The organism is Pseudoalteromonas sp. SWYJZ19 (genome assembly GCF_015864375.1).
Taxonomy (GTDB): Bacteria; Pseudomonadota; Gammaproteobacteria; order Enterobacterales; family Alteromonadaceae; genus Pseudoalteromonas; species Pseudoalteromonas arctica.
This window is the reverse complement of the sequence record NZ_JADYXI010000006.1, coordinates 69,112-93,673: the sequence shown is the minus strand read 5'-3', so window position 1 is coordinate 93,673 and position 24,562 is coordinate 69,112. Positions and strand designations below refer to the sequence as shown.

The window sequence follows — 24,562 nt, the reverse complement described above, 5'->3', positions numbered from 1 at the left end:
GATGTCAGTTATGAGTTATCCGTTAATAGAGTTTAATAATGTTTTTTATCAATACCCTAATACCAAAATTGATACTCTCAAAGCTGTAAGTTTTAAAATAAACAGTGGTGACTACATTGCAATAACTGGTACTTCTGGCAGTGGTAAAAGTACCCTACTTTCTATTTTAGGTTTACTAAACTTACCTAGCCAAGGGCAGTACACTATTTTAGGCACTAACACAGCAGACTTAACATCCGACTCTATTGCAGCCATTAAAAACAGAGAACTTGGTTTTATATTTCAAAACTTTAATTTATTAAATCATTTAAGCGTATTTGATAACGTAGCTTTGCCACTCAGTTACAACAAATCGGTGCCTAGAAAGGATTACCAAAAAAAAGTAGAAGCTGCGCTTAATAAAGTAAATATGCTTGAATTTATTGATAGAAAGCCAAGCCAATTGTCAGGCGGGCAACAACAAAGAGTTGCTATTGCTAGAGCATTAATAAATGAGCCCTCTATTATTTTAGCCGATGAGCCTACTGGTAATTTAGATTCGAGTAATAGCGAACAAATATATCAGTTACTCAATAAGCTAAACGACGATGGCAAAACAATTTGCTTAATAACACATGATGAAAACCATGCTAAAACAGCAAAAACGCGTTTGTATATTCAAGACGGACAGCTTAGTGCGCAAGGTTTTTGATGCTGAACTTAATTACTGATCTGACCTTAAACTGGCTAAAATATGCTAAGCAAAATACTAAATTATGGCTTAGCTGTTTGTTGCTGAGTATTCCTTTATGTTTAATTTTAAATATAAGTAATATTCATAGTCAGTTTTTATCAGCCGATTACACGGCAATAAATAACATCCACAACATTAAACAAGTTTACTTAAGTGATACTCAAAATGACTTACCCGTTGATGAGTACATTTTTGATGAAATAACTGTATTGCACCAAGATTTAGTCGGCGTTTTTGAGCGTTCTATTGATTTATCATTAAAGCTTTCGGTTAATCATGATAGCGAGCCTGTTAAGGTAAGCTTTATATCGGGGGGTTATAAACAATTAGGTATCATTCCTGCTTTAGGCAGCTTTGAGAAATTAGATTTCCCAAAACAAGGCAGCGCACTAAGTGCCGCCATTAGCTATTCGTTTTGGCATACTCATTTTAAAGGTGTCACTGATATTATTGGCAAACAGCTTGTTGTTAATAATAAAAGCATAAACATTGTTGCTGTAATGCCAAAAGAGTTTAAAAGCTTTAAACGTGCCTATGAACCTAAACTTGTTATTCCTTACTCGCAACTCAAGCGTATTTTGCCTCAAGAAAGTAGCCTGACCCCTGATACATTTACGTATATTTTAGGGCACGTTAAAAATAAAAAACTCTTTTTAAGCTTTATAAATAAGCACTTACAAAACGAAATTTTTATATTTGATAATACCGAACTTAAGTTTAGTGATGGTATTGGCGTTAGCCCTACTCACTTTAATAAAATATTGAAGCGTCTAAACTTATTGCAGTTACTTTATTATATTTTACTCACATTTAGCTTTATAGCCTTTTGTGCATTTTACTGTGCAGAGTCAATTAAAAAGCAACAAGAAGAAACTATACGCAAACTATGTGGAGCCAATAACAAACACATTTTTGTGCAGCAAATTATTGATATTGCACTCACAAGCCTACTACTTATTATTGTAATGTGCGCTTTGTATCCACTGAGCGACCGCATCAGCACAATTTTATTACCAAGCCTGAATCAGCTAAGCAGCTCTTTTTCATTATTTACGCTGGCGGTATTTTACATTGTTATTATTACTTTTTTATCGGCGCTTAGTTATTTTCAACGAAGGTGGATACACAGCAGTATTGGACGCGGCCAAAGTGCAACAACAAGCGAAAAAGTACAAGTGTTCTCATTGCTTTCGCTACTTACTAGCCTTGCTATTACAAGTGTTTACATTAGTAGTTTGGTTATTTACAGCCAGATTAATTTAAATAATAAAAGTATGGGTTTTAATGCAGATAATATTCTAATTGCCAGCTTTAGTTTTCCACAATCACCTAGCGAGGCCTTTAATGCAAATAACTCTGCTCAACAATTAATTCAGCAATTAAATTCACTGCCCATTATTGAAGAAGTATCACTTAGCTCTGCTCCGCCACTATCAGATCGCAGTGGGTTTAGTGCATGGTACACCGTTACCGGACAAGCTATCAGTTCGGGGAAAAGCGCCAGTACCGCAAGCCATAGAGTGAGCCCGCATTACTTTAAAACTATTGGCGCTAAGCTTATCTCAGGGCAAAGCGTGCAATGGCAACAGTATCAAAGCATTGTTGTTAACAGTGCTTTATGGGATCAATACTTTGCAGGCACAGAACTAAGCCAAGCTTATTTATTAGCCCAATTTGATACTGGAAAAGTAAAGCATAAAGTAGTTGGCGTTGTTAATGATATTTATAATGAAGGAGCCGATACACCAGTTCAGCCCACTGTGTACAGTGTAATAAGCGCCCTGACAGGTTTTGAAACAATCATAATTAAAACTTATGCGCCCATCACACAAGTTGAAAGTGAACTCCAAACGGCAGTAAAGGCATTAAGTGTAAACTTTAACGATTTATCACTTACCCCCCTTTCGTCTTTAGTAAAAAATGAGCAAGCCCCTAGAAATGCATTACTTATAATTACCGTTGTGTGCTCCTCAATTCTTCTACTCTCTGCGTTTTTATACAACTACAGTAGTATTAAACAACTTACGGCTAAATCATCCACAGAGCTTGCGTTAAGACGTGCTATGGGCGCTCGCAGCTACCAAATATGCTATTTATTTTTAAAGCTCTTTTTCACTGCATTTGTGATAGCCCACATAGTTATTGTTGCACTATTTTTCACCCAACATGAAAAACTACAAACTTTTTTATTTCAACAATCCGTTTTTGACCTAAATATTATACTGATAGTGCATTTAGTCATTTTGTTAGTGGTTATATGTATTATTGCTATAGAGATTAAAAAAACACTTAACAACTCGTGGAATCACTTAACTTAAGGATAAACATGTACAAATTACTACTAGCTACACTACTTATATACGGCGGAAATACATACGCTGAGCAGTACAGTTTCTCTCATTACCAAATGGTTAAATCGCCCATTAATAATACCGCACCGCAAATGTTTTTATTTAACAGCAAAGGCGAGTTGATGCATTACTCTGATAAATATTTACCAAATATTTTATCCATTTTTAAAAATAAACAAAGCCATCCTGATCCTGATTTAATTAAAAGTAATTTAGAGCAGCTATTAACAACATTGCCCGATTTTACCCAGCAAAAGTATACGTTGTTTTACACCTCAATAGATGAAGGTATAGGCCCCTGCCCGCCTTGTAGGCAACAAGAAAAAACCATCGACATGCTTAAAAGTAAGTTTTCAGATAAGCAGTTAAAGGTTCATTCAATTTCTATAATTTCCAGTGACAACGGTATATAAAAAAAAACCGCTAAATAACTTTAGCGGGCTTTTTGTTGCGAAGGTTAAATCTTTAAAAAGTTTACAGCGCGTTAAATACGTCGTCTGTTTTAGCTGCGCAAATAAAGTCGTTTTTATGTAGGCCTTTAATTGAATGGCTCCACCATGTAACGGTTACTTTGCCCCACTCGGTTAATAAACCTGGGTGATGGCCTTCGTCTTCTGCCATGTCGCCTACTTTGTTAGTAAACGCGATAGCCTGTTTAAAGTTTTTAAATTTATAAACACGCTCAAGCTGCATAATGCCGTCGCGTACTTCTGGAACCCAGTCTGGGATTTTAGTAATTAATTGTGCTAACTCTTCGTCAGATACTTTTGGCGCATCTACATGACAGGCTTCGCATTTTTGTGCACTTAATGAAGACATTCTAAATCCTTACTTTTAGCTTTTTTAGCATTAATGTTTAACTGGCTAATTTTTCTTTTGGTGGAAATTTTGGGTCGTGCAAACCAAGCTCTTTAGCTCGCTCAACCAAAGTCATAATATCCATTTGCGATATATCAAACAGATCATGAATCGAATTTATGGTGTAGTACTGTGGTTGCATAATATCAATACGGTACGGCGTACGCAGTACATCAAGCACATTCATTGGGCTGATTTCTGGCGTGTTTGAGTATACGTACTGAGTTTCACCTGGGCTTGATAAAATACCGCCGCCGTAGATACGCAGGCCATCTTCGGTTTGCATTAAACCAAATTCAACCGTAAACCAGTATATACGTGCAAGGTATACACGGTCTTTTTTCTGCGCTGCGTAACCTAATTGTCCGTACTTATGCGTAAACTCGGCAAAGTCAGGATTAGTTAACATGGCGCAATGGCCAAATATTTCATGAAAAATATCTGGCTCTTGTAGGTAGTCAAATTCTTCGCGGCTACGAATAAATGTAGCTACCGGAAACTGCTTGTTTGCTAGTAATCTAAAAAACTCATCAAAGTCGATAAGCGCAGGCACTGGCGCTACTTGCCAACCGGTAGTGGCAAGTAATACTTCGTTTAATTCGCTTAACTGCGGAATACGATCGTGCGGCAGGTTAATCTTTTTTAACCCTTGCATGTACTCATTGCAGGCTTTGCCTTCTATGCACGCAAGTTGGCGCGCTACAAGCTCAGACCAAATTTTATTTTCTTCATCACTCCAATGTATAACACCATTTTCGTCTGGTGTTTTGGATGTGTATTTACTTGCTTTAGCCATAAGTACCTTCTTGGGTGTGTGCCCTAAATCGGTGTCAGTGTGATACTCAAATCTATTGAATATCGAATGACCCCATACTATGCAAAAGTGAAGAAAAGTTTAATAGATAGGCTAATATCAGTATTTGGCGCGATCACCCCAATCGTAAAGTTAAAGTTACACCTGTGGCACATTAAAAATACAGACCTTTAATTAAAGGCCTGTAGCTTATTTTTATGTGTACACAATTAAATACACCTAACCAATTTTAGTAAAAGCTTGGTCTAAATCACTAATAATGTCGTTAACATCTTCAAGCCCAACCGAGAGCCTGATCAGCCCATCACTTATTCCAGCGGCAGCTCGCTCCTCTGGCGTATAAGGCGAGTGAGTCATAGATGCAGGATGCTGAATCAGTGTTTCAGCGTCGCCTAGGCTTACAGCAAGTGTACAAAGTTTCATACTATCAATAAATTGCGCGCCATCTTGTAGCGTACCTTTTATTTCAAATGCAATAACACCACCAGCGGCTTTCATTTGGTTACCAATAAACTTATAACCTGGGTGCGATTTAAGCCCCGGGTAATATACGGTGCTTACTTGTGGATGCGCTTCTAGATATTCGGCTATTGTTTGTGCGCTTTGACAATGGCGCTCTATTCTAATGGCGAGTGTTTTTAAGCCTCGATTAATTAGCCATGCGTCGTGCGGGCTTATGGTTGCACCAATATCTTTTAGTACGGTCATTTTAATGTGTGTTATGTGCTCAAGCGATCCACATACAATACCGGCGACTACGTCACCATGACCATTTAAGTACTTGGTCGCACTGTGCATTATAATGTCGATACCGTATTTTTTAGGTGATTGCAGTAGCGGCGTTAAAAAGGTGTTGTCGACTACGCTAATTAAATTGTGCTCTTTAGCAACTGCGCCAAGGAGTGCTAAATCAATAACCGCCATAGTGGGGTTAATTGGCGTTTCTACAAATATCATTTTTGAATTAGGTTTAATGGCAGCGCGTAGTTCGTCCTCGTTGGTCATATCAACAAAAGTGACTTCGATTCCCCAGCGCGGCAACATATGCGAGAAAAACGCAAAGGTACAACCATACAAAGCACTTGAGGCAACAAGGTGATCCCCCTGCGATAAAAAGCTCAGTACTGAGGCAGATACTGCCCCCATACCTGTTGCGGTTGCGGCAGCTGCTTCACAGTTCTCTAGTTGGGCAACTTTTTGTTCAAGCTCTGTGGTTGTGGGGTTTCCTAAGCGCGTATAAATATAGCCAGGTTCGTCGCCTGCAAAACGCGCTGCACCTTGTGCGGCGTTTTCAAAATGAAAGGTAGAGGTTTGATACAAAGGAGAGGTAAGTGCGCCGTGCGGGTCGTTTGCTTTTTGTGGTCCGTGAATACACTGGGTGTTTATATGATGCTTGCTCATTGTAGGCTCATTTTTTGATTATTATGTTTTTGCGATTCAACAATCAAAACGTATGCGCTTACAAACAGCAAGCATGCCGGATGCTCAGATGGCTATTTGTGTAAAAACCGTGCAACATACGTTTGTACACAAATATTGCCACTGCTAATCTAGTGTGTTGGTTCAGCCTTTTTACGGCTCATAATTTTACCTGCAATGCTTTGTACAGTGCCTTTTAGTAAGCTGCGTTTGTTTTCTAGCCGTGGTAATGGGCGGCTAAGCTCCATTGCTTTGTAACCAATACGCGCTGTAAAAATACCCGCGCTTACGCCCTGCGCAGCCCGTCCCGAAAGCTTACCTAGTAGCTCTGCGCTTAATGCAGTTGCTGCAAGATCAGATACAAGTTCTGCACTGCCTACAAACATCACTTGCCTTATTAACATGCGGTATAACTTTATACGGCTTGCGTAGCCAAAACCAATGCCATAAATTTTACCAATTTGTTCAATTAACTTAGTACCGCGCCAAAGCACGGCCATCATATCCACCAGCGCCAGTGGACTTAGGGCAACTAGCAGTGCAGATTCGGTCGCAAACCGGTTTATAAGCTTTTTAGCTTTGGTGTCTTGGGTTATTAATAAACTATTGGCGTACAGCGTCATTATTTCTTTGTCGCTGTGATGCATCGCTACTTGGTTTTTAAAGGTTTCAAAGTTATCAAGTTCTTGGTGTTTATTGAGCTTTTCGAGCCAAGGTAATGCACCGCCTACTTGCTCGCTGTTTAAAAGCCTGTCGGCTTCAATTCGGTGCAATTGGTTACGCTTTAAACTGCGCAGCATTCGGTACTCTCGCCACAATAAGCGCCCTATTAGCAGCACGCCACTTACAACCGCAGTTAAATAAACACTGCCTAAAATAACAGACTGCTGAAATGCAAATACTAACGAGTACGCAAACTCTAAAAGCACCAGTACTATAAAACTAATAGCAAACACACCTTTAAGCGTTTGCCATTTTGATTTTTTATATACAGGCTCCAGATCGATTTCGGGATCGAGTGATTCATCTTCAAGTTCTTCGTAATCACTTTGTCCGTGCTGAATAATTTTTGCAGGTGCTAAAGCGGGTTCATTTTGCTCAATGCTGTGCGTATCTATACGACGCCCTGCTTGAAATGTTTGGTTTGACTCACTCATGTTAATTTGTCTCCTAGCAGGTACTGCATGACATGATCTAATCGAATATGTTTGAGTTGTTTATCGGGGCTCGGCATTGGAGAAAACGATAAAAAATCAAACCCCTGTACTGGCCACTCATTTTTATTGAGCATTCGCGTGGGAGGCTGTGGCGGTAAATACGTAAGCCAATCAGGCTCGTTCAACGGTTTACCGTAAATGCAATCAAGCGTTTGGCCTTTGTCGGTGATTTGGCGTGGCTGCGTGGCTGTAATTGACGACATAGCCATAGTTTCTATTTGCACACCATCAAACTTTAAATGATTACTTTGCTCATGCACGAGCGAATCAAGCAGCAGTGCTAAATCTTTATGATGCTTTGCACTTATGTGGTCTGACTTATTAGCTGCAAATAATATTTTGTCTATGTTGGGCTTAAATAAACGTTTAAAAAAGCCTGATTCACCATAGCTAAAATGAGCAAGCAACTGATTTATTACACTGCTTTGCTCTTGGAGTGTTTCGTGCCCTTCGTTTAACGCACTCAGTACATCGACAAGTACAATTTGGCGATCAAAGTGCCTAAAATGCTCATTATAAAATGGTTTTACAACTTCTTTTATATAGGCGTTAAAACGCTTAATTAAATGCGCTAAATTAGAACCCGCAACAACATCGTCACTGTTTATTTCACCCGATACCGGAAAAAACAATAACAATGGCGCGCCTTGTAAGTCGCCAGGCATAAGCATGCGCCCGGGTTGTAACATGGCAAGTTTGGTATCTTTTTTAAGCCCTACTAACATGCTTTGATAAAGCTGAGCAATATGAGCAAGTGCGTTTTCATCTACAGGCGCATTTAAATCAAGTTGCTCAACGGCAGCTAGAAAATCACTTGATGTATTTACACGCGAAGGCTGAGTTAGTAACGGATATTGTTGCTCGCACCATTGAGAATAGCTTTGCTCAAGCATAGGTAAATCAAGAAGCCATTCACCCGGGTAGTCAATAATATCTAAATAAAGCGTTGATTGCGGCGAAAAGTGCCCGCGCAGCCCTGCATTACTTTGATACTTTATTGCCAAGCGCAGCGTATTAATCCGCTCGGTAGATGCAGGCCAGGTAGGCATCCCATCGCTGGGTAATAATGAATTTAGCGCGCGCGTATAATTAAATGTAGGGACTTTTAACGCCTCTTGCGGCACAACTTTAGTGGCAACATGGCGATGCTCGCGCATTACATCAAAAAAAGGTAAGTTTTTATCGTCCGCTTGGGTTGTTAAGTGTTTAACAAGCGCGGTAATAAAGGCTGTTTTACCACTACCACTTAGGCCTGTTACGGCAAGTTTTACGTGTTGGTCTAAACTGCGATGAAGGGCTTTTTGTGCTTTGCCTTTAATGCTTTTAAAGGTCTTTTTTGCAAATGATTGGCTCATAAAGTGTCTTGCACCTAATTTGCCGTAATTTATCACGCTGCAAATAAGGTGCTATTAAATCCTTTAAAGTTTGTTAATTTCACGGCTCACCGTAAACTCACTTGAAGTAACATGGCGCTCCATATCTTGAAGGCGAGTATCTACTCGCGTTAAACGCTCTTTTAAATCTTGCAATGCGCGGCGCGGTGGCTCGCCCTTTTGCCATACTTTAAATTTTACTTCTAGCGGATCGTTAGTTTTAGTTGAGCTGTTAGTTTGCGCTGTTGCGGGCTCTTTTTTATCTAAAATAAACCAGGCTGCAATATACGCTACCACAAATAATGGGCCACCCGTTAGCAGTACCGCACTAACAAATATAATGCGAACTAACCATAACTCCATATTAAAGTAGTCACTTAATCCCGCACATACGCCAGCTATTTTACCGCGTTGTGGGTCTCTTAATAATTCGCGTTTGGCACTCATACTTTGCGTCTCCATTGTGGTGACTCTTGATCAAGCAATGCTTCTAGTGTTTCGACTCTGTCGGCCATTTTTTCGGCTTTATGTGCAAGCTCAAGTAACTGGCGATGTTCGTGTTCACTTAAACCTTGGCTTACTTGTTTTTTGCTACGGTAGTGTAAAATTAACCACAGCGGTGCAACAAAAATCATAAACAAGATAAATGGTGCAACTAGTATCTCTGGATCAAACATAATCCTCTCCTGACAATCCGTTTTGATGTTTTTAAGCAGTGGGGTACTTTAAGTACCCCTTTATAAGTTATTTATCAGCTAGCTTCTTTTTAAGTTCGGCTAGCTCATCATCTATCTTTTCATTTTTTTGTAGATTAGCAATTTCGTCCGCTAACGTCTTTTTACCTAAATCGTAAGACTCAATTTGAGATTCTAGTCCATCAATTTTAGTTTCGTAACGTTCAAAGCGATTAAGTGCGTCTTCTACTTTTGAGCTATCAAGTGTCTTTTTCACTTCAAGGCGCGACTCAGCCGAACGTTGGCGAAGTATAATTGCCTTTTGACGTGATTTCGCATCTGCTAGCTTTTCTTGTAGTGTCGTTACTTCTTGTTGTAGTTTCTCGATATGAGACTCTACATGTTCAAGTTCACTCGCTACTGAAGTAACTGCATCTGCCGATTTTTGCTTTTCAAGTAGGGCTGAACGCGCTAAATCGTCGCGGTCTTTACTTAAAGCCAGCTCGGCTTTATCTTGCCAATCACTTACTTGTGCTTTAAGTGTATCTAGGCGGCGTACGATTTCTTTTTTCTCAGCTAATGTTTTAGCTGATGTAGAACGTACTTCAACAAGCGTATCTTCCATTTCTTGAATAATCAGACGAACCATTTTTTCTGGGTCTTCTGCTTTATCTAAAATGGCGTTGATATTAGAATTAACAATATCTGCAAAACGTGAAAAAATTCCCATAACATTTACCTCTGTAATTAAAACTTAGTTAGTCTGCTATAACTAGTATCAATATGCTTGCCAACTTTTTAAAAGTTAAAATACACTTTATTTTCATTACGTTAAACTAAATATACAAATTTCTTTAGTTATCCCTACTTATGAAATACACTAACTGTTAGTAAAAATGACCAAGAGTTAGGAAATATGAGCCAATATCGCCAACAGGATAATTTACTCGGCCAATCAGATAGCTTTCTGTCTGTATTAGATCAGGTATCGCAACTGGCTAATTTAGATAAACCGGTACTTATTATTGGTGAACGCGGCACAGGTAAAGAGCTAATAGCAGCGCGCTTACACTTTTTATCAAAACGTTGGGATCAAAACTACGTAAAGCTTAACTGTGCAGCGCTTAACGAAAACCTTCTCGAAAGTGAATTGTTTGGCCACGAAAGCGGTGCCTTTACGGGGGCAAGTAAACGCCACGAAGGTCGTTTTGAACGCGCTAACAGCGGCACACTGTTTTTAGATGAATTAGCAAACACCTCAGCTATGGTACAAGAAAAACTACTGCGCGTTATAGAATACGGTGAGTTTGAGCGTGTTGGCGGCAAACAAACTGTAAAAGTAGATACACGCTTAGTGTGTGCTACAAACGAAGACCTCCCTTATTTGGCTGAGCAAGGTGAATTTAGAAGTGACTTACTCGATCGCCTTGCCTTTGACGTAATTACCCTGCCGCCACTGCGCGAACGCCAAGACGATATTATGTTGCTTGCTGAGCAGTTTGCGATGAATATGGCGCGCGATTTAGAGTGGGAACTCTTTAGCGGTTTTACCCGAAGCGCAACAGAAACACTGCTTAGTTATGATTGGCCTGGTAATATTCGCGAACTTAAAAATGTGGTTGAACGAAGCTTATATCGCCACGGTAGTGAACATATCCCCGTTCACCAGATTATTTTAGACCCATTCGACAGCCCATTTAGACCAAAAGCGCGCATTAAAGCACCTGTAGCGACTCAAACTGTTAATGTCGAGCCTATTGTAGTTGCACAGCCGATTGCTCAAGCAAGCGCAGATATAACCCTTGATATTCAATTTCCGTGTAGCTTAAAAGAGCGTTCAAACGACTTTGAAATAAACATGATTAATAAAGCGCTCGAGCATAGCCAATTTAATCAAAAGAAAACTGCAGAAGTACTTGGTTTAACGTATCATCAATTACGTGGTTATCTTAAAAAATACAACTTGTTGGATCAACAATAGTCAGAGGTTATGCGGGTGCATAAATTATTACTTGTTTTGCTTGCCACCACTTTAGTTGGTTGCCTTGATAGCAAAGAAGAAATCATAGAAGAAAAAAACCAAGGCTTAGTTTACTGCGCTGAAGCCAACCCTGTGTCGTTTAATCCGCAAGTCACGACCACCGGTTCAACTATTGATATAATTGCTAACCAATTATACGACCGTTTAATTAGTATTGACCCTGTTACGGCAGAGTTTCAAAGTGAGCTGGCGACCGATTGGAAAATTAGTAAAGATGGTAAATCGGTTACCTTTACCTTGCGTAAAGATGTAAAGTTTCATACAACTTCTTATTTTACCCCCTCGCGGGATTTTAACGCCGACGACGTTATATTTACCTTTAGCCGATTATTCGATGTCTATAATCCATATCACTTTGTGGGCGATGCCAATTACCCGTATTTTCAAAGTGTGGGGATTGATCAACTTATTCGTAAAATTGTGCGCGTGTCTGACTATCAAGTGCGTTTTGAATTGTTTAATCCTGAAAGTAGCTTTTTAGCCAATATGGCTACCGACTTTGCCGTGGTGCTTTCAGAAGAATACGCCATGAAACTTAAGAAAAACAATCAAGAAAACTTATTTGATCAGTACCCAATTGGTACCGGTCCGTATATTTATAAAGAATATCGTCGAGATCACCTTGTACGCTTTTATCGTAATCCACTTTATTGGAAGCATGACGTTGCTCTTGAACAATTGGTTTACGACATAACGCCTAATGGCACTGCGCGCATAGCCAAAATGCTGACTAAAGAGTGCGATGTAACGGCTCACCCAAGTAGTGCGCAATTAAGTATTTTAGCGCAACGCGATGATATAAATATTGAAAAAGAAACAAACTTAAACATAGGTTATTGGGCGTTTAATACAGAACGTGCCCCGTTTGACGATTTACGCGTACGCCAAGCACTCGCGCATGCAATAGATGTAGATAAAATAATGCAGGCGGTTTATTACGGTAACGGTACTCGCGCACAATCTATTTTGCCGCCAACCTCTTGGGCGTTTGAGCCACAAGAAGATATTCCTACGTTTGATCCAGAACTTGCTAAAAAGTTACTTATTGAAGCAGGCTTACCTGATGGCTTTGATATGACAATATGGGCTATGCCTGTGAGTCGTATTTATAACCCTAACGCACGTAAAATGGCTGAGCTTATGCAAAGCGATTTGCGCAAAGTAGGCGTTAATGTAAGTATTGTAGAATATGAGTGGAACACGTTTATTCAGCGTATTGGCGAGCACAGGCACGACAGCGTGTTACTTGGTTGGGCGGCAGATACACCCGATCCTGATAACTTTTTTAGCCCACTGCTCAGTTGTACCGCTACTTTTAGTGGCAAAAACCCAGCAAACTGGTGTAATCCCCAATTTGATTTATTGCTTACTCAAGCACTCGACACCACTGATTTAAACAAACGTAAAAAATACTACGACGATGCACAAAGTTTGATTATTAAAGAGCTGCCGTTATTGCCTATTGCTCATGGCCTGCGCTTTCAAGCGAGTAGCGCCGATGTGGAAGGCATAACACTTGGCCCGTTTGGCGCTATTTCGCTTGCCAATGCGAGGAAAAAATAATGATCTTAGATTATATTTTACGCCGCCTTGGTTTATTCCTTTTTATGATACTAATGCTTAGTGTATTTACGTTTTCGCTAGCGTATTTATTTCCCGGTGATCCACTCAGTAATTTAAGTGGCATACCGAGCAGTAACTTTGCACAGCATAGTGAGCTTGAAGACAAATATTTATACAACAGCAATTACTTTATGCAGTACGTTGCCTTTTTAGGGCGAATATTTCAGGGTGATTGGGGGTTTTCGTTTGCCTCGGGTAACAGCGTCTTTAGCCATATTGTTGATTTGCTACCGGCCACTTTAGAGCTAAGTATTTATGCTTTAATTGTATCGGTTGTTGTTGGTGTACCTACGGGTATTTTAGGCTCTGGCTATCATAAACGTTGGCCCGACAAGCTTATAAACTCGACCACTATGGTTGGGTATTCTATGCCTGTATTTTGGCTCGCATTGTTGTTAATTATGGTTTTTTCATTAAAGCTTGGCTGGTTTCCTATGTCGGGAAGAATGGGACTACTTTACGAAATACCCGCAAATACTGGGTTTATTTTAATTGATATTGCACTTGCTGGCTTTCCGTATAAAGGCATGGCTTTTGTTGATGCGCTGCGCCATTTAACGCTCCCTACAATTGTACTTGCTATGTATCCTACAACCGTATTAATTCGCTTTACTCGCGAGTCGATGCTTAAAGTAATGGATCAAAACTTTATTAAAACAGCTAGGGCAAAAGGCCTTAACCGCCGTCAACTTATCATGCACCATGCACTGCGTAATGCATTACTGCCTGTAATTAAGCAAATTGGTTTGCAATTTAGTACGCTAATAACGCTTGCGATGATTACCGAAGTTATTTTTTCGTGGCCGGGTATTGGCCGGTGGTTAATCGATAGTATTTATCAGCGTGACTTTCCTGCAATTCAAGGCGGATTAATGGCGGTATCTTTATTTGTTATTTTAGCTTCTATTACAGCTGAACTTACTTACACTTTATTCGATCCACTCTCGCGGAATCAGGCTCATGGCAAAGTTTAATTTATTTTCTGAAGAGTCGAATAAATCGCCACTCGCGCGATTTTGGCGAAAGTTTAAAAATAACCACCCTGCTTTGGTTGGTTTATGGATATTTATGGCGTTTGCACTATTAGCCGCCACCGCTCCCTTTTTAGCCCCCTATGGTGTAAACCAACAACACAGTGATGCACTGCTTATTCCGCCATCGTGGCGAGAAATGGGCGATGTACGCTTTCTTTTAGGTACCGATGATTTAGGCCGTGATGTACTCTCGCGCTTAATGAATGGTGCTACGTATACATTTGGTCTTTCTGTCGTAGCCGCCCTAATCACCACTATTTTTGGTGTATTAGTGGGTACTTTTGCAGGAATTAGTAAAGGGCTGCGTTCAAGCTTTTTAAATCATTTACTTGATATAACGCTTTCTATACCTTCTTTGTTATTGGCAATAATAATAATCGCCATACTCGGCCCGGGTTTAATGAATACCGTATGGGCCATTATTTTAGCCTTACTGCCGCAGTTTATTCACTCAGTGCGTAACCTGATTGTTGATGAATTAAGTAAAGATTACATTACCGCGTTTAAACTCGATGGTGCATCTAATTGGCATATTATATCGCGCGGTATTTTCCCTAATATTTATGAGCATATTGTGGTTATATTCACGATGGCGCTTTCTACCGCTATATTAGATATTTCAGCACTGGGATTTTTAAAATTAGGCGCTCAGCCACCGACTACCGAATGGGGCGCAATATTAGCCGAAAACTTAGGCCTTATTTATCTAGCGCCGTGGACTGTAGCGCTACCTGGTGTGCTGTTATTTTTAGCCGTGTTATCTACTAATTTAGTAGGCGATGGCCTGCGACAAGTGCTTAAAGCACGTAAGGCTGATTAAATGCAATTACTCGATGTTCGTAACTTAACAATTGAACTACGTACCTCTGAAACAGTAATTAGAGCCGTAGACAGAGTGAGTTTTAGCTTAAAAGAAGGCGAAGTACATGCGCTTGTGGGCGAGTCTGGCTCTGGTAAAAGCCTAATAGCAAAAGCGATTATTGGTGTATTGAACGAACGCTGGGATATTACTGCCGACCGTATACATTGGCGCGGCGTAGACTTAATGCGTTTAAGCCCAGAAAAGCGCCGTAAAATAGTAAGCCAAGATATAGCGATGATCTATCAAGATCCAAGCCGCTGCCTTGACCCAACCGCTAAAATATTTGATCAAATTGCCGAAACACTCCCTGAGGTAGCAACTAAAGGTTTCTTTTTAAAACGCAACCGCGAAAGAAAAGACAGAGTAAAAGCACTTATTCATAAAGTGGGTATTAAAAACCACGAAGCGGTACTAAGCAGTTACCCCCATGAACTCTCAGAAGGCGTATGCCAAAAAGTAATGATTGCAATGGCCATTGCTCGCACGCCTAAGTTATTAATAGCTGATGAGCCAACTACTGCGCTTGAAAGTACAACGCGCGCACAAGTATTTAGGTTATTAAAAAGCTTAAACCAGCTTAAAAACATGTCTATTTTAATGATCTCTCATGAACTTGAAGAGATTGCACATTGGTCACATGGTATTCATGTTTTATATTGCGGGCAAATGGTTGAAGCAGGCCCAACTCATGAAATATTTAAACAGCCTCGCCACCCTTATACGCAAGCATTACTAAAAAGCCTGCCAGACTACGAACAAGGTTTAGCGCATAAAGAACCTTTTTATGCCCTTAAAGGAACTATCCCTACCTTGCAACATTTGCCTATTGGCTGCCGCCTCGGGCCGCGCTGCCCGCAAGCGCAAAAAGCCTGCGTGGTAACTCCCACCCTTACTAAGCATCATGGTCATAGTTATGCATGCCATTTTCCGTTAATTAAAGACATGAAATAATGCAGCCGCTACTTAAAGTACAAGCGCTATCAAAAACATTTAATGTGCGAGCTGGGCTTTTTTCACGTAAAAAGTTTGAAGTACTTAAAAATATTTCATTTTCTGTGGGTAAAGGCGAAAGTATAGCCATAATTGGTGAAACAGGTGCAGGTAAAAGTACGTTAGCAAAACTACTTTCAGGAGCTGATACTGCTGATAGCGGGCAAATTTTGCTCGAAAATAATATTATTGAAGACAATGGCGTACGCGATAATCAATGTCGCCATATTCGTATGATTTTTCAAGATTCAGCTGCATCGCTCAACCCGGGGTTAACCATTGGCGAAATGCTTGATGATTGCCTGCAATATAATACTGAGCTTGATGAAGCCGAACGAACTGAGAAGATTGATGCAACGCTCTCAAAGGTGGGTTTGTTAATCGATCATAAGCACTACTACCCGCATATGTTTAGTGTGGGGCAACTACAACGTGTAGCATTTTCTCGCGCATTAATTTTAGATCCTAAGGTGATTGTGCTCGATGAAGCCGTTTCGTCTTTAGACCCGTCTATACGTGCGCAAATAGTGAATTTATTACTTAAGCTGCAGCGCGATACAGGCCTTACGTACGTCATGATCACCCATCATTTAAGCCTAGTGCGTCATATCAGTGATTATGTGGTTGTACTCGATAAAGGCGAAGTAGTTGAATACGGCCCGACTGAAGATGTTTTTCAAAACCCTCAATCAAAAGTAACGCAGCGATTACTTAGCTGCTAAACGCAGCCTAGCGTGTAATGTAATCTCCTTTATGAAGGTCTTTGTTAAATGCGTAATTTAACAACTAAAACCATAAAGAGGATCTATGCTAAAAAAAACATTACTCAAAGGCATTTCATCATTAGCGTTACTACTGCTATCAACAACCTCAATAGCTGACGAAAACTCTACCTCTAAAAGTTGGGTTGGTGGCGTTGATCATTTAGGTTTAACCGTATCAAACTTAAATGCATCCAAAGCATTTTTTACTGATGTACTTGGTTTTAAAACGCTAGGAAATGACCCAACCTATCCTGCTTATTTTTTATCTAATAACAAAATAACTATTACACTGTGGCGCGTTAAAAATGATGACAAGCGTGTAGAGTTTAATCGGGCAGACAATGTGGGGTTACATCATTTAGCACTCAGTGTTGAAAGTATCAAAAAGTTAAGCGAGCTACATGAACACTTAAAAATGCAAAATAATATTATTATAGAGTTTGCACCAGAGAACTTAGGAAAAGGCCCAACGCAACATATGATGATTAGAGAGCCTAGCGGCAATCGGATTGAGTTTATTGCCAGAGGTAATTAATACCCACTTTATTCAAGACAATAAAAAAGGCGCTTTAAAAAGCGCCTTTTTTTATGAACTAAATTAATTATTCAACAGTTTGTGTAGCCGTTGGTAAATTAAGCTCAGCATTTGCTTTAAGCGCTTCAATAAATACCATGTAGTTTTTATTAGCTTGCGCCATAGTAATACTTTGTTTTGCTTGAGGGTCAATGTTAGCTGCAACTTGTGCATCTGTTACCGACTTAAGCGCAACAATTGCTGCATCACCATTATTTAAATTAACAAGCTCAACTACTGCAGAATCTGCTGGGTGAGCCATCTTAAATGCTTGAGTCACAATAGCAGGTGAAACAGTGTAGCTTTGACGCGTTAACTGCGCTTCTTGGCGAACCGTTAAACTTTGCTCGTTTGCTACATCGTTTAAGCTCTTACCTGCTTGTACTTCTGCAAATAAGCTACGCGCTTTTTCTTTAGCAAGCTCAGATGATTTTTCGTTAACTAAACGCGCTTTAATTTGCTCGCTTACTTCATCCAGTGGTTTAGTCGCAGCAGGTTTATGCTCGTTAATACGAACAATAATTGCGTGCTCTTCACCCAGTTCAATAACTTCAGAGTTTACTTTATCTTCAAGTAAATCAACTGATGTTAGTGCTGTTACAACTGCAGGGCTGTTTAACGGCTCTGGTAGAGCATTAAGTGCTAAAAGAGGTGTAGATTTAACTTCTACTTCAGCAACTTCTGCAGCGTCGTCTAAGCGGTCTGAAATTTCAAATGCAAGTGCACCCATTTCTGTTTGCTTTTCGTAAAACGCATCTACTTTTTCAGCTTGTTCTAGTTCAGCACGTAAGTCAGCTTTAACATCGTCATATGCTTTAACTTGTTGTGGTTGAATATCTGTAAGTTTAATTATGTGATAACCAAACTCAGAAGCAACAACTTCAGAAATATCACCTTTGTTTTGAAGTGCGAAAGTCGCGTCTTCAAATGCAGGGTCCATTACGTCACGTTCTATCCATTCAAGATCGCCGCCCATTTCGCCACTAACGATATCGTCAGATGATGATTGCGCTAACTCAGCAAAGTCTGCACCTTGCTCTAGTTGTGCATGAAGTGCATTGGCTTTTTCTTTTGCTGCGTCATCGTCTTCACTGTTATCAATTAAGATATGTGATACGCGACGTTTTTCTGGCTCAACGTATTGTGCTTTATTTTGCTCGTAATACGCTTTAACGTCATCCTCGGTTACCGATTCAACATTAATATCTGCTGCTTTAAGCTCAATGTAACTTACCGAAATAAGCTCTGGAGACAAAAATTGTGATGCGTTTAGGTCGTAGTAATCAGACACTTCTTGATCTGATACTTCAACGTTCGCGGCAAGCGCCTCTTTGTTTACTACTACATAATCAATACTACGAGTTTGTTGCTGTAGAGCAATTGCGCTTTTAAGCTCGCTCTCTAGTGCAAAGTCTGTACCTGCAACAGCAGATACTACTTGGCTGCGTGTCATATCTTTACGTAAGTATTCACGAAAAGCATCTGGTTGAAAGTTCATTTGACGAATTACTTGTAAGTAACGGTCGTTATTAAATTTTTCACCAATTTGAAAGTACGGTAGTTCTAAAATTGTTTTACGTACACTTTCATCGCTTACGCGAAGGCCTAAATCAGCCGCTAGCTGTGATTGCAATTCTTGTTGTACTAAGCGGTCAACTACACCTTGGCGAATTTGCGCCATGTAATTTGGATCAGCAGCAATTTGTGTAAAGTATTCACCAAATTGTTGCTCTAAACGGCTACGTTCATTTTGATAAGCACGGTTAAAATCGGTTTGACTAATTTTAATTCCATTTACTTCAGCAACGGGTTGTTCTGTGGTTTGACCTAAGTAACTACCGATCCCTGCTAAGGCAAAAGATAAAATCACCGCGCCTAAAATTATTTTGGCTACAGGTCCTTGCGAACCTTCTCTGATTTTCTCAAGCATTTGTTTATCTCTTTTTGATCAAGGTATTTTACCTTGTCACATGTAAAAAAAGCGTATCTTACCAGATACGCTTTTTCACTTGAAGTAACTGGCGGTAAAGTTACTTAATTCATCTGTTGTGGTGAATCAGTAACTTTACACTCGCCATAACTAATGTGTTTAAAACAGTGATTAGTTTACTGCGTCTTTAAGCGCTTTACCGGCTTTAAAAGCAGGAATAGTTGCAGCAGCAATTTGGATTGTTTCACCAGTTTGCGGGTTACGGCCTGAACGTGCAGCACGGTCACGTACTGAGAAAGTACCAAAACCAACAAGTGCAACTGAGTCGCCTTCTTTTAGCGCGCCAGATACAGATTCGATGAATGAATCTAGTGCACGACCTGCAGCCGCTTTAGAAATGTCAGCATCAGCTGCGATTTGATCGATTAATTGAGATTTATTCACAATATCATCCTCTTTCATTGTTATTATCAAGAGCGATGGTTTTTTAAACTAACATCACTGTTTTGAAAATTTTAGAGCAAACTTTTAATGCTCACATGATTATATTTTTCTTAAGCCTACGCCCCATAAGGGCTAGGCTTGAAAACCAGTGCTTAACTTATCATACCGTTTAGATTTGAAAAGCCCTAAAAAGCACTTTTTTTAGCTTTTTTCTTGGTTTTTAGGTGTTTCGACCGAAAAACTCTCAACAGGATGCACTAAAGCAAGCTTTAACACCTCGTCAATCCAAGTAACTGGGTGAATATCCAAGCCTGCCAGTACGTTTTCTGGGATCTCTTTTAAGTCACGTTCGTTAATTTTTGGAATGATGACTGTTTTAATTCCACCACGATGCGCTGCCAATAATTTCTCTTTTAAGCCACCAATAGGAAGTACTTCACCACGTAGCGTAATTTCACCGGTCATTGCAACATCTGCGCGTACAGGATTACCTGTTAAACTAGATACAAGACCCGTTACCATTGCTGCGCCCGCACTTGGACCATCTTTTGGTGTAGCGCCCTCAGGTACGTGTACGTGAATGTCACGTTTTTCGTAAAAGTCGCTATTAATACGAAATGTATCTGCACGATTACGTACTACCGTCATTGCCGCTTGAATCGACTCTTGCATTACATCGCCCAGTGAACCGGTATAAGTTAACTTGCCTTTACCTGGTACAGCTGCACATTCGATTGTTAGCAAATCACCGCCAACTTCTGTCCATGCTAAGCCTGTAACTTGACCAATGCGGTCGCCATCTTCAGCTTTACCATAGTCAAAGCGTTGTACACCTAAAAAGTCTTCTAGGTTATCTTGATTGATAGTTACTGTTTTAGTGTCTTTTTCAATTAAGATATTTTTAACTGCTTTACGGCATAATTTTGAAATTTCGCGCTCTAAATTACGTACACCCGCTTCACGCGTGTAATAACGAATAATGCCAATAATTGCACTATCATCAATTACAATCTCATGCTCTTTTAAGCCATTGCGCTTAACTTGCTTGGTGATTAAGTGTTCTTTTGCAATGTTTAGCTTTTCATCTTCGGTGTAACCCGATAAGCGAATAACTTCCATACGATCCAATAGTGGACCAGGAATATTAAAGCTATTTGATGTAGCTACAAACATAACATCAGATAAATCGTAATCAACTTCAAGGTAGTGATCTGCAAAGTGACTGTTTTGCTCAGGATCCAGTACTTCTAAAAGTGCTGATGCTGGGTCGCCACGCATGTCTGATGACATTTTGTCGATTTCATCTAACAAGAACAATGGATTTTTAACGCCCACTTTAGTCATGTTTTGAATTAGCTTACCTGGCATAGAACCGATGTAAGTACGACGATGGCCACGAATTTCAGCTTCGTCGCGTACGCCGCCGAGCGCCATACGAATATATTTACGACCAGTAGAACGCGCAATAGATTGACCTAATGACGTTTTACCTACACCTGGTGGGCCCACTAAACACAAAATTGGCCCTTTAAGCTTATTAGTACGCTGTTGTACCGCGAGGTACTCTAAAATGCGTTCTTTAACTTTATCTAAGCCATGGTGATCGCTATCAAGAATTTTTTGCGCGCCTGCTAAGTCTTTCTTCACTTTAGAGCGTTTTTTCCACGGCACATTTATTAACGTGTCGATATATGAGCGCACTACGGTAGCTTCTGCAGACATTGGCGACATCATTTTAAGCTTATTAAGCTCTGTGGTCGCTTTTTCTTGTGCTTCTGTTGGCATACCTGATTCTTCGATGCGCTTTTTAAGTGCTTCAAATTCGTCAGGTACATCGTCAAGCTCACCAAGCTCTTTTTGAATGGCTTTCATTTGCTCGTTGAGGTAATACTCGCGTTGAGATTTTTCCATCTGCTTTTTAACGCGGGTACGAATTTTCTTCTCAACTTGTAATAAGTCTATTTCGCCTTCCATTAATGCCATTAAATATTCAAGACGTTCTGTCACGCTTGAAATTTCTAGCACTTTTTGCTTTTCAGGTACTTTTAATGGCATGTGTGCAGCCATTGTATCGGCTAAGCGCGCAGGCTCATCGATACCTGAAACTGAAGTTAGTACCTCAGGTGGAATTTTTTTATTAAGCTTTACATAGCCTTCAAACTGGCTAATCGCGCTGCGAATAAATACATCTTGCTCTTGCTCATCAATTAAATCAGATTCAATAAATTGAGCATTAGCAACAAAGAAGTCATCGTTATCAACAAAGTCTTCAATTTGCGCGCGCTGTGTACCTTCCACTAAAACTTTTACTGTACCGTCTGGTAATTTTAATAACTGAAGTACAGTGGCAATAGTCCCGATACGATAAATATCATCTTGTTCTGGTTCATCTACAGTTGCATCTTTTTGTGCAACCAAGAAAATTTGTTTGTCTTTGTCCATTGCCGCTTCTAGGCATTTTATTGATTTTTCACGGCCTACAAAAAGCGGGATCACCATGTGCGGGTATACCACAACATCGCGCAGTGCTAGGACTGGGATTTCGACTCGGTCGGTTCTCTCAAGCGTCATTATAGTTTCTCTTCGCACTTCATTTATTTTAAAGATTACTCAAGTATATGGGGATAACCTAATTAAAGTTCAACAATTTTCCCTTACTCGATTAAATTAATTATAAAAAAAGGAGCCTAAGGCTCCTTTTTTCATTCAAATAGCTTAAAAACTATTCTGATGCGGCTTTATCTTGTTTATTATTTTCATAAATCAAGATTGGGTCTGACTCACCTTTAATAACGGTTTCATCAATAACCACTTTGCTTACGTCATCCATTGAAGGAAGCTCGTACATAGTATCAAGCAATACACCTTCAACGATTGAACGAAGACCACGTGCACCTGTTTTACGCTCCATTGCTTTGTGTGCAATTGCAGCTAAGGCATCATCGCGGAACTCAAGTTCAACGTCTTCCATACCAAACAATACTGAAAACTGTTTAGTAATCGCGTTTTTAGGCTCACTCAATATTTGCACAAGAGCAGCTTCGTCAAGTTCTGTTAACGTAGCAACTACCGGCAAACGACCTATAAACTCAGGAATTAAGCCATATTTAACTAAATCTTCTGGCTCTACGTCTTTAAATGTTTCACTTAAAGAACGGCTCGCCGCAGATTCTTTTACGCTAACGCCAAAACCGATACCGGTATTTTTATGGCTGCGTTGCTCAATTACTTTATCTAAGCCTGAAAATGCACCACCACAAATAAACAAGATTTTAGATGTATCTACTTGTAAAAACTCTTGTTGTGGATGTTTACGACCACCTTGCGGTGGAACAGAAGCAACGGTGCCTTCAATCAGTTTAAGTAGCGCCTGTTGAACGCCCTCACCCGATACATCACGTGTAATTGACGGGTTATCTGATTTACGAGAAATTTTGTCAATTTCATCAATGTAAACAATGCCACGTTGCGCTTTTTCAACATCGTAATCGCATTTTTGTAAAAGCTTTTGAATGATGTTTTCAACATCTTCACCTACATAACCTGCTTCGGTTAATGTAGTGGCATCGGCCATAGTAAACGGCACATCAAGTAGGCGCGCTAATGTTTCTGCAAGTAATGTTTTACCACTACCTGTTGGGCCGATAAGCAAAATATTACTTTTACTTAATTCAATGTCTTGCTTAGTCGATTGGTTACGTAGGCGTTTATAATGGTTATAAACGGCAACAGACAATACTTTTTTAGCATGATCTTGACCAATAACATAATCGTCTAAGTGTTTACGAATTTCTTTTGGTACAGGTAGTTTGTCAGACGTATCATGCTTAGGAGCAATGTCTTTGATCTCTTCCCTGATAATATCGTTACACAACTCTACACATTCATCACAAACGTATACTGAAGGGCCTGCAATTAATTTACGCACTTCATGTTGGCTTTTGCCACAAAAAGAGCAGTATAACAATTTATTACTTTTGTCGCCGTCTGTAGGAGTGTCAGACATTCAGCTACCTCATTTTATTACGTTGGCCACCAAAACTGTTGGCGGCTATTTCAATACGCTTTAACTATACCAAAATTTATTGGTTTTCGCATAGTAACTCAAAGTGGCAAACAGGCAATCCTGTTCGCCAAGCGCTTACTTTTTGTCGCGATTTGTAAACACAGAGTCTACCAAGCCGTAATCTACAGCTTGCGTGGCACTCATAAAGTTATCACGATCTGTGTCTTTAGAGATAATATCTAATGGTTGGCCTGTATGCTCAGCCATTAAGCGGTTAAGCTTATCTTTAATAGACAGAATTTCTTTAGCATGTATTTCAAAGTCAGATGCTTGACCTTGGAAACCACCTAATGGTTGGTGAATCATCACACGTGAGTTTGGTAGGCAAAAACGCTTACCTTTAGCGCCAGCAGTAAGTAAAAAAGCACCCATGCTTGCAGCTTGACCTACACATATTGTACTTACATCTGGTTTGATGAAGTTCATTGTGTCGTAAATAGCCATACCCGCAGTTACTGAACCACCTGGTGAGTTGATGTATAAAAAGATATCTTTATCAGGATTTTCTGATTCTAAAAATAGCATTTGCGCTAAAATCAGATTTGCCATGTTGTCTTCAACTTGACCTGTTAAAAAGATAATACGCTCTTTTAATAATCTCGAATAAATATCATACGAGCGCTCGCCTTTCGGTGTTTGTTCAACAACCATTGGGACCAATGCATTTAGGGGATCTGTAATACCAGTATTCATACTTATTTAATTCCTTATGCGCTTATACTTATCCTTATTATAAGGAAGCATAGTTATCGTTTTTCGCAAATTTAGAGCCAAAAACTAAAATGGCCCGGGCAC

23 protein-coding genes are annotated in these 24,562 nt (G+C 39.8%); 10 read left to right on the top strand and 13 right to left on the bottom strand.

Annotated features, from left to right (window positions below):
- Window positions 1-10: 10 nt before the first annotated feature.
- Genes I6F45_RS07935 through I6F45_RS07925 form a run of 3 tightly spaced genes read left to right on the top strand, consistent with a single transcriptional unit; the run spans window position 11 to window position 3,497 of the window.
- Window positions 11-691, top strand: a complete 681-nt coding sequence (locus I6F45_RS07935; RefSeq protein WP_197160155.1) for an ABC transporter ATP-binding protein — start codon at window positions 11-13, stop codon at window positions 689-691.
- Window positions 691-3,051, top strand: coding sequence for an ABC transporter permease (locus I6F45_RS07930; protein WP_197160153.1), 2,361 nt, complete (start codon window positions 691-693; stop codon window positions 3,049-3,051). Before I6F45_RS07935 ends, I6F45_RS07930 begins: the two co-directional genes overlap by 1 nt.
- Window positions 3,052-3,059: 8 nt before the next feature.
- Window positions 3,060-3,497 (top strand): hypothetical protein, encoded by a 438-nt coding sequence (locus I6F45_RS07925; protein ID WP_197160151.1) that lies wholly within the window; start codon window positions 3,060-3,062, stop codon window positions 3,495-3,497.
- Between the two features lie 61 nt (window positions 3,498-3,558).
- On the opposite strand, the gene I6F45_RS07920 is transcribed toward I6F45_RS07925, so the two are convergent.
- The 8 genes from I6F45_RS07920 to pspA form a co-directional block, all read right to left on the bottom strand.
- Window positions 3,559-3,903, bottom strand: a complete 345-nt coding sequence (locus I6F45_RS07920) for a 4a-hydroxytetrahydrobiopterin dehydratase (RefSeq protein ID WP_002958326.1) — start codon at window positions 3,901-3,903, stop codon at window positions 3,559-3,561.
- Between the two features lie 37 nt (window positions 3,904-3,940).
- A complete protein-coding gene (gene phhA, locus I6F45_RS07915) occupies window positions 3,941-4,738 on the bottom strand; it encodes a phenylalanine 4-monooxygenase (RefSeq protein WP_002958327.1) in 798 nt (265 codons plus the stop codon).
- A 237-nt stretch (window positions 4,739-4,975) separates the two neighbouring features.
- Complete coding sequence (gene megL, locus I6F45_RS07910) at window positions 4,976-6,157, bottom strand: methionine gamma-lyase (RefSeq protein ID WP_197160149.1); 1,182 nt, start codon at window positions 6,155-6,157, stop codon at window positions 4,976-4,978.
- A 149-nt stretch (window positions 6,158-6,306) separates the two neighbouring features.
- Window positions 6,307-7,332, bottom strand: coding sequence for a TIGR01620 family protein (locus tag I6F45_RS07905; RefSeq protein ID WP_197160148.1), 1,026 nt, complete (start codon window positions 7,330-7,332; stop codon window positions 6,307-6,309).
- On the bottom strand, window positions 7,329-8,747 hold the full coding sequence (locus I6F45_RS07900; RefSeq protein ID WP_197160146.1) for a YcjX family protein: 1,419 nt from the start codon (window positions 8,745-8,747) through the stop codon (window positions 7,329-7,331). The genes I6F45_RS07905 and I6F45_RS07900 overlap by 4 nt, the downstream gene beginning before the upstream one ends.
- Before the next feature lie 63 nt (window positions 8,748-8,810).
- Complete coding sequence (gene pspC, locus I6F45_RS07895; protein WP_197160138.1) at window positions 8,811-9,212, bottom strand: envelope stress response membrane protein PspC; 402 nt, start codon at window positions 9,210-9,212, stop codon at window positions 8,811-8,813.
- Window positions 9,209-9,442, bottom strand: a complete 234-nt coding sequence (gene pspB, locus I6F45_RS07890; RefSeq protein WP_024612319.1) for an envelope stress response membrane protein PspB — start codon at window positions 9,440-9,442, stop codon at window positions 9,209-9,211. Before pspB ends, pspC begins: the two co-directional genes overlap by 4 nt.
- A gap of 67 nt (window positions 9,443-9,509) precedes the next feature.
- Window positions 9,510-10,169 carry a phage shock protein PspA gene (gene pspA, locus I6F45_RS07885; RefSeq protein WP_197160136.1) on the bottom strand — a complete coding sequence of 220 codons (660 nt, stop codon included), beginning with the start codon at window positions 10,167-10,169 and terminating at the stop codon, window positions 9,510-9,512.
- Window positions 10,170-10,355: 186 nt separating this feature from the next.
- Here pspA and pspF point away from each other — a divergent pair, with 186 nt between their 5' ends.
- The 7 genes from pspF (at window position 10,356) to I6F45_RS07850 (ending at window position 17,288) form a co-directional block, all read left to right on the top strand.
- Complete coding sequence (gene pspF, locus I6F45_RS07880; RefSeq protein ID WP_165740565.1) at window positions 10,356-11,420, top strand: phage shock protein operon transcriptional activator; 1,065 nt, start codon at window positions 10,356-10,358, stop codon at window positions 11,418-11,420.
- Window positions 11,421-11,435: 15 nt separating this feature from the next.
- A complete protein-coding gene (locus I6F45_RS07875; protein WP_165740564.1) occupies window positions 11,436-13,043 on the top strand; it encodes an ABC transporter substrate-binding protein in 1,608 nt (535 codons plus the stop codon).
- Entirely contained in the window at window positions 13,043-14,077 is a 1,035-nt protein-coding gene (locus tag I6F45_RS07870; protein ID WP_197160134.1) for an ABC transporter permease, read from the top strand. The genes I6F45_RS07875 and I6F45_RS07870 overlap by 1 nt, the downstream gene beginning before the upstream one ends.
- Window positions 14,064-14,957: an ABC transporter permease subunit gene (locus I6F45_RS07865; RefSeq protein ID WP_197160132.1), complete on the top strand. Its 894-nt coding sequence runs from the start codon at window positions 14,064-14,066 to the stop codon at window positions 14,955-14,957. The genes I6F45_RS07870 and I6F45_RS07865 overlap by 14 nt, the downstream gene beginning before the upstream one ends.
- Window positions 14,958-15,950: a peptide ABC transporter ATP-binding protein gene (locus I6F45_RS07860; protein ID WP_166421609.1), complete on the top strand. Its 993-nt coding sequence runs from the start codon at window positions 14,958-14,960 to the stop codon at window positions 15,948-15,950.
- A complete protein-coding gene (locus I6F45_RS07855) occupies window positions 15,950-16,711 on the top strand; it encodes an ATP-binding cassette domain-containing protein (RefSeq protein WP_197160130.1) in 762 nt (253 codons plus the stop codon). Before I6F45_RS07860 ends, I6F45_RS07855 begins: the two co-directional genes overlap by 1 nt.
- Window positions 16,712-16,796: 85 nt before the next feature.
- Window positions 16,797-17,288 carry a VOC family protein gene (locus I6F45_RS07850; RefSeq protein WP_197160128.1) on the top strand — a complete coding sequence of 164 codons (492 nt, stop codon included), beginning with the start codon at window positions 16,797-16,799 and terminating at the stop codon, window positions 17,286-17,288.
- A gap of 67 nt (window positions 17,289-17,355) precedes the next feature.
- On the opposite strand, the gene I6F45_RS07845 is transcribed toward I6F45_RS07850, so the two are convergent.
- From I6F45_RS07845 to clpP, 5 genes are all read right to left on the bottom strand, one after another.
- Window positions 17,356-19,257 (bottom strand): SurA N-terminal domain-containing protein, encoded by a 1,902-nt coding sequence (locus I6F45_RS07845; RefSeq protein WP_197160127.1) that lies wholly within the window; start codon window positions 19,255-19,257, stop codon window positions 17,356-17,358.
- A 171-nt stretch (window positions 19,258-19,428) separates the two neighbouring features.
- The gene (locus I6F45_RS07840; RefSeq protein ID WP_157823336.1) at window positions 19,429-19,719 is read right to left on the bottom strand and encodes an HU family DNA-binding protein; all 291 of its coding nucleotides are present in this window, start codon (window positions 19,717-19,719) and stop codon (window positions 19,429-19,431) included.
- A 183-nt stretch (window positions 19,720-19,902) separates the two neighbouring features.
- A complete protein-coding gene (gene lon / locus I6F45_RS07835) occupies window positions 19,903-22,272 on the bottom strand; it encodes an endopeptidase La (RefSeq protein WP_197160126.1) in 2,370 nt (789 codons plus the stop codon).
- Between the two features lie 151 nt (window positions 22,273-22,423).
- Entirely contained in the window at window positions 22,424-23,707 is a 1,284-nt protein-coding gene (clpX, locus tag I6F45_RS07830) for an ATP-dependent protease ATP-binding subunit ClpX (protein ID WP_002958344.1), read from the bottom strand.
- A 135-nt stretch (window positions 23,708-23,842) separates the two neighbouring features.
- A complete protein-coding gene (gene clpP, locus I6F45_RS07825; protein ID WP_007580937.1) occupies window positions 23,843-24,460 on the bottom strand; it encodes an ATP-dependent Clp endopeptidase proteolytic subunit ClpP in 618 nt (205 codons plus the stop codon).
- Window positions 24,461-24,562: the final 102 nt, after the last annotated feature.

Bases quoted from the DNA above. Each gene is read 5' to 3' on its own strand.
- I6F45_RS07935 (WP_197160155.1), top strand. From the start codon at position 11: ATGAGTTATCCGTTAATAGAGTTTAATAATGTTTTTTATCAATACCCT.
- I6F45_RS07930 (WP_197160153.1), top strand. From the start codon at position 691: ATGCTGAACTTAATTACTGATCTGACCTTAAACTGGCTAAAATATGCT.
- I6F45_RS07925 (WP_197160151.1), top strand. From the start codon at position 3,060: ATGTACAAATTACTACTAGCTACACTACTTATATACGGCGGAAATACA.
- I6F45_RS07920 (WP_002958326.1), bottom strand. From the start codon at position 3,903: ATGTCTTCATTAAGTGCACAAAAATGCGAAGCCTGTCATGTAGATGCG.
- phhA (WP_002958327.1), bottom strand. From the start codon at position 4,738: ATGGCTAAAGCAAGTAAATACACATCCAAAACACCAGACGAAAATGGT.
- megL (WP_197160149.1), bottom strand. From the start codon at position 6,157: ATGAGCAAGCATCATATAAACACCCAGTGTATTCACGGACCACAAAAA.
- I6F45_RS07905 (WP_197160148.1), bottom strand. From the start codon at position 7,332: ATGAGTGAGTCAAACCAAACATTTCAAGCAGGGCGTCGTATAGATACG.
- I6F45_RS07900 (WP_197160146.1), bottom strand. From the start codon at position 8,747: ATGAGCCAATCATTTGCAAAAAAGACCTTTAAAAGCATTAAAGGCAAA.
- pspC (WP_197160138.1), bottom strand. From the start codon at position 9,212: ATGAGTGCCAAACGCGAATTATTAAGAGACCCACAACGCGGTAAAATA.
- pspB (WP_024612319.1), bottom strand. From the start codon at position 9,442: ATGTTTGATCCAGAGATACTAGTTGCACCATTTATCTTGTTTATGATT.
- pspA (WP_197160136.1), bottom strand. From the start codon at position 10,169: ATGGGAATTTTTTCACGTTTTGCAGATATTGTTAATTCTAATATCAAC.
- pspF (WP_165740565.1), top strand. From the start codon at position 10,356: ATGAGCCAATATCGCCAACAGGATAATTTACTCGGCCAATCAGATAGC.
- I6F45_RS07870 (WP_197160134.1), top strand. From the start codon at position 13,043: ATGATCTTAGATTATATTTTACGCCGCCTTGGTTTATTCCTTTTTATG.
- I6F45_RS07865 (WP_197160132.1), top strand. From the start codon at position 14,064: ATGGCAAAGTTTAATTTATTTTCTGAAGAGTCGAATAAATCGCCACTC.
- I6F45_RS07860 (WP_166421609.1), top strand. From the start codon at position 14,958: ATGCAATTACTCGATGTTCGTAACTTAACAATTGAACTACGTACCTCT.
- I6F45_RS07855 (WP_197160130.1), top strand. From the start codon at position 15,950: ATGCAGCCGCTACTTAAAGTACAAGCGCTATCAAAAACATTTAATGTG.
- I6F45_RS07850 (WP_197160128.1), top strand. From the start codon at position 16,797: ATGCTAAAAAAAACATTACTCAAAGGCATTTCATCATTAGCGTTACTA.
- I6F45_RS07845 (WP_197160127.1), bottom strand. From the start codon at position 19,257: ATGCTTGAGAAAATCAGAGAAGGTTCGCAAGGACCTGTAGCCAAAATA.
- I6F45_RS07840 (WP_157823336.1), bottom strand. From the start codon at position 19,719: ATGAAAGAGGATGATATTGTGAATAAATCTCAATTAATCGATCAAATC.
- lon (WP_197160126.1), bottom strand. From the start codon at position 22,272: ATGACGCTTGAGAGAACCGACCGAGTCGAAATCCCAGTCCTAGCACTG.
- clpX (WP_002958344.1), bottom strand. From the start codon at position 23,707: ATGTCTGACACTCCTACAGACGGCGACAAAAGTAATAAATTGTTATAC.
- clpP (WP_007580937.1), bottom strand. From the start codon at position 24,460: ATGAATACTGGTATTACAGATCCCCTAAATGCATTGGTCCCAATGGTT.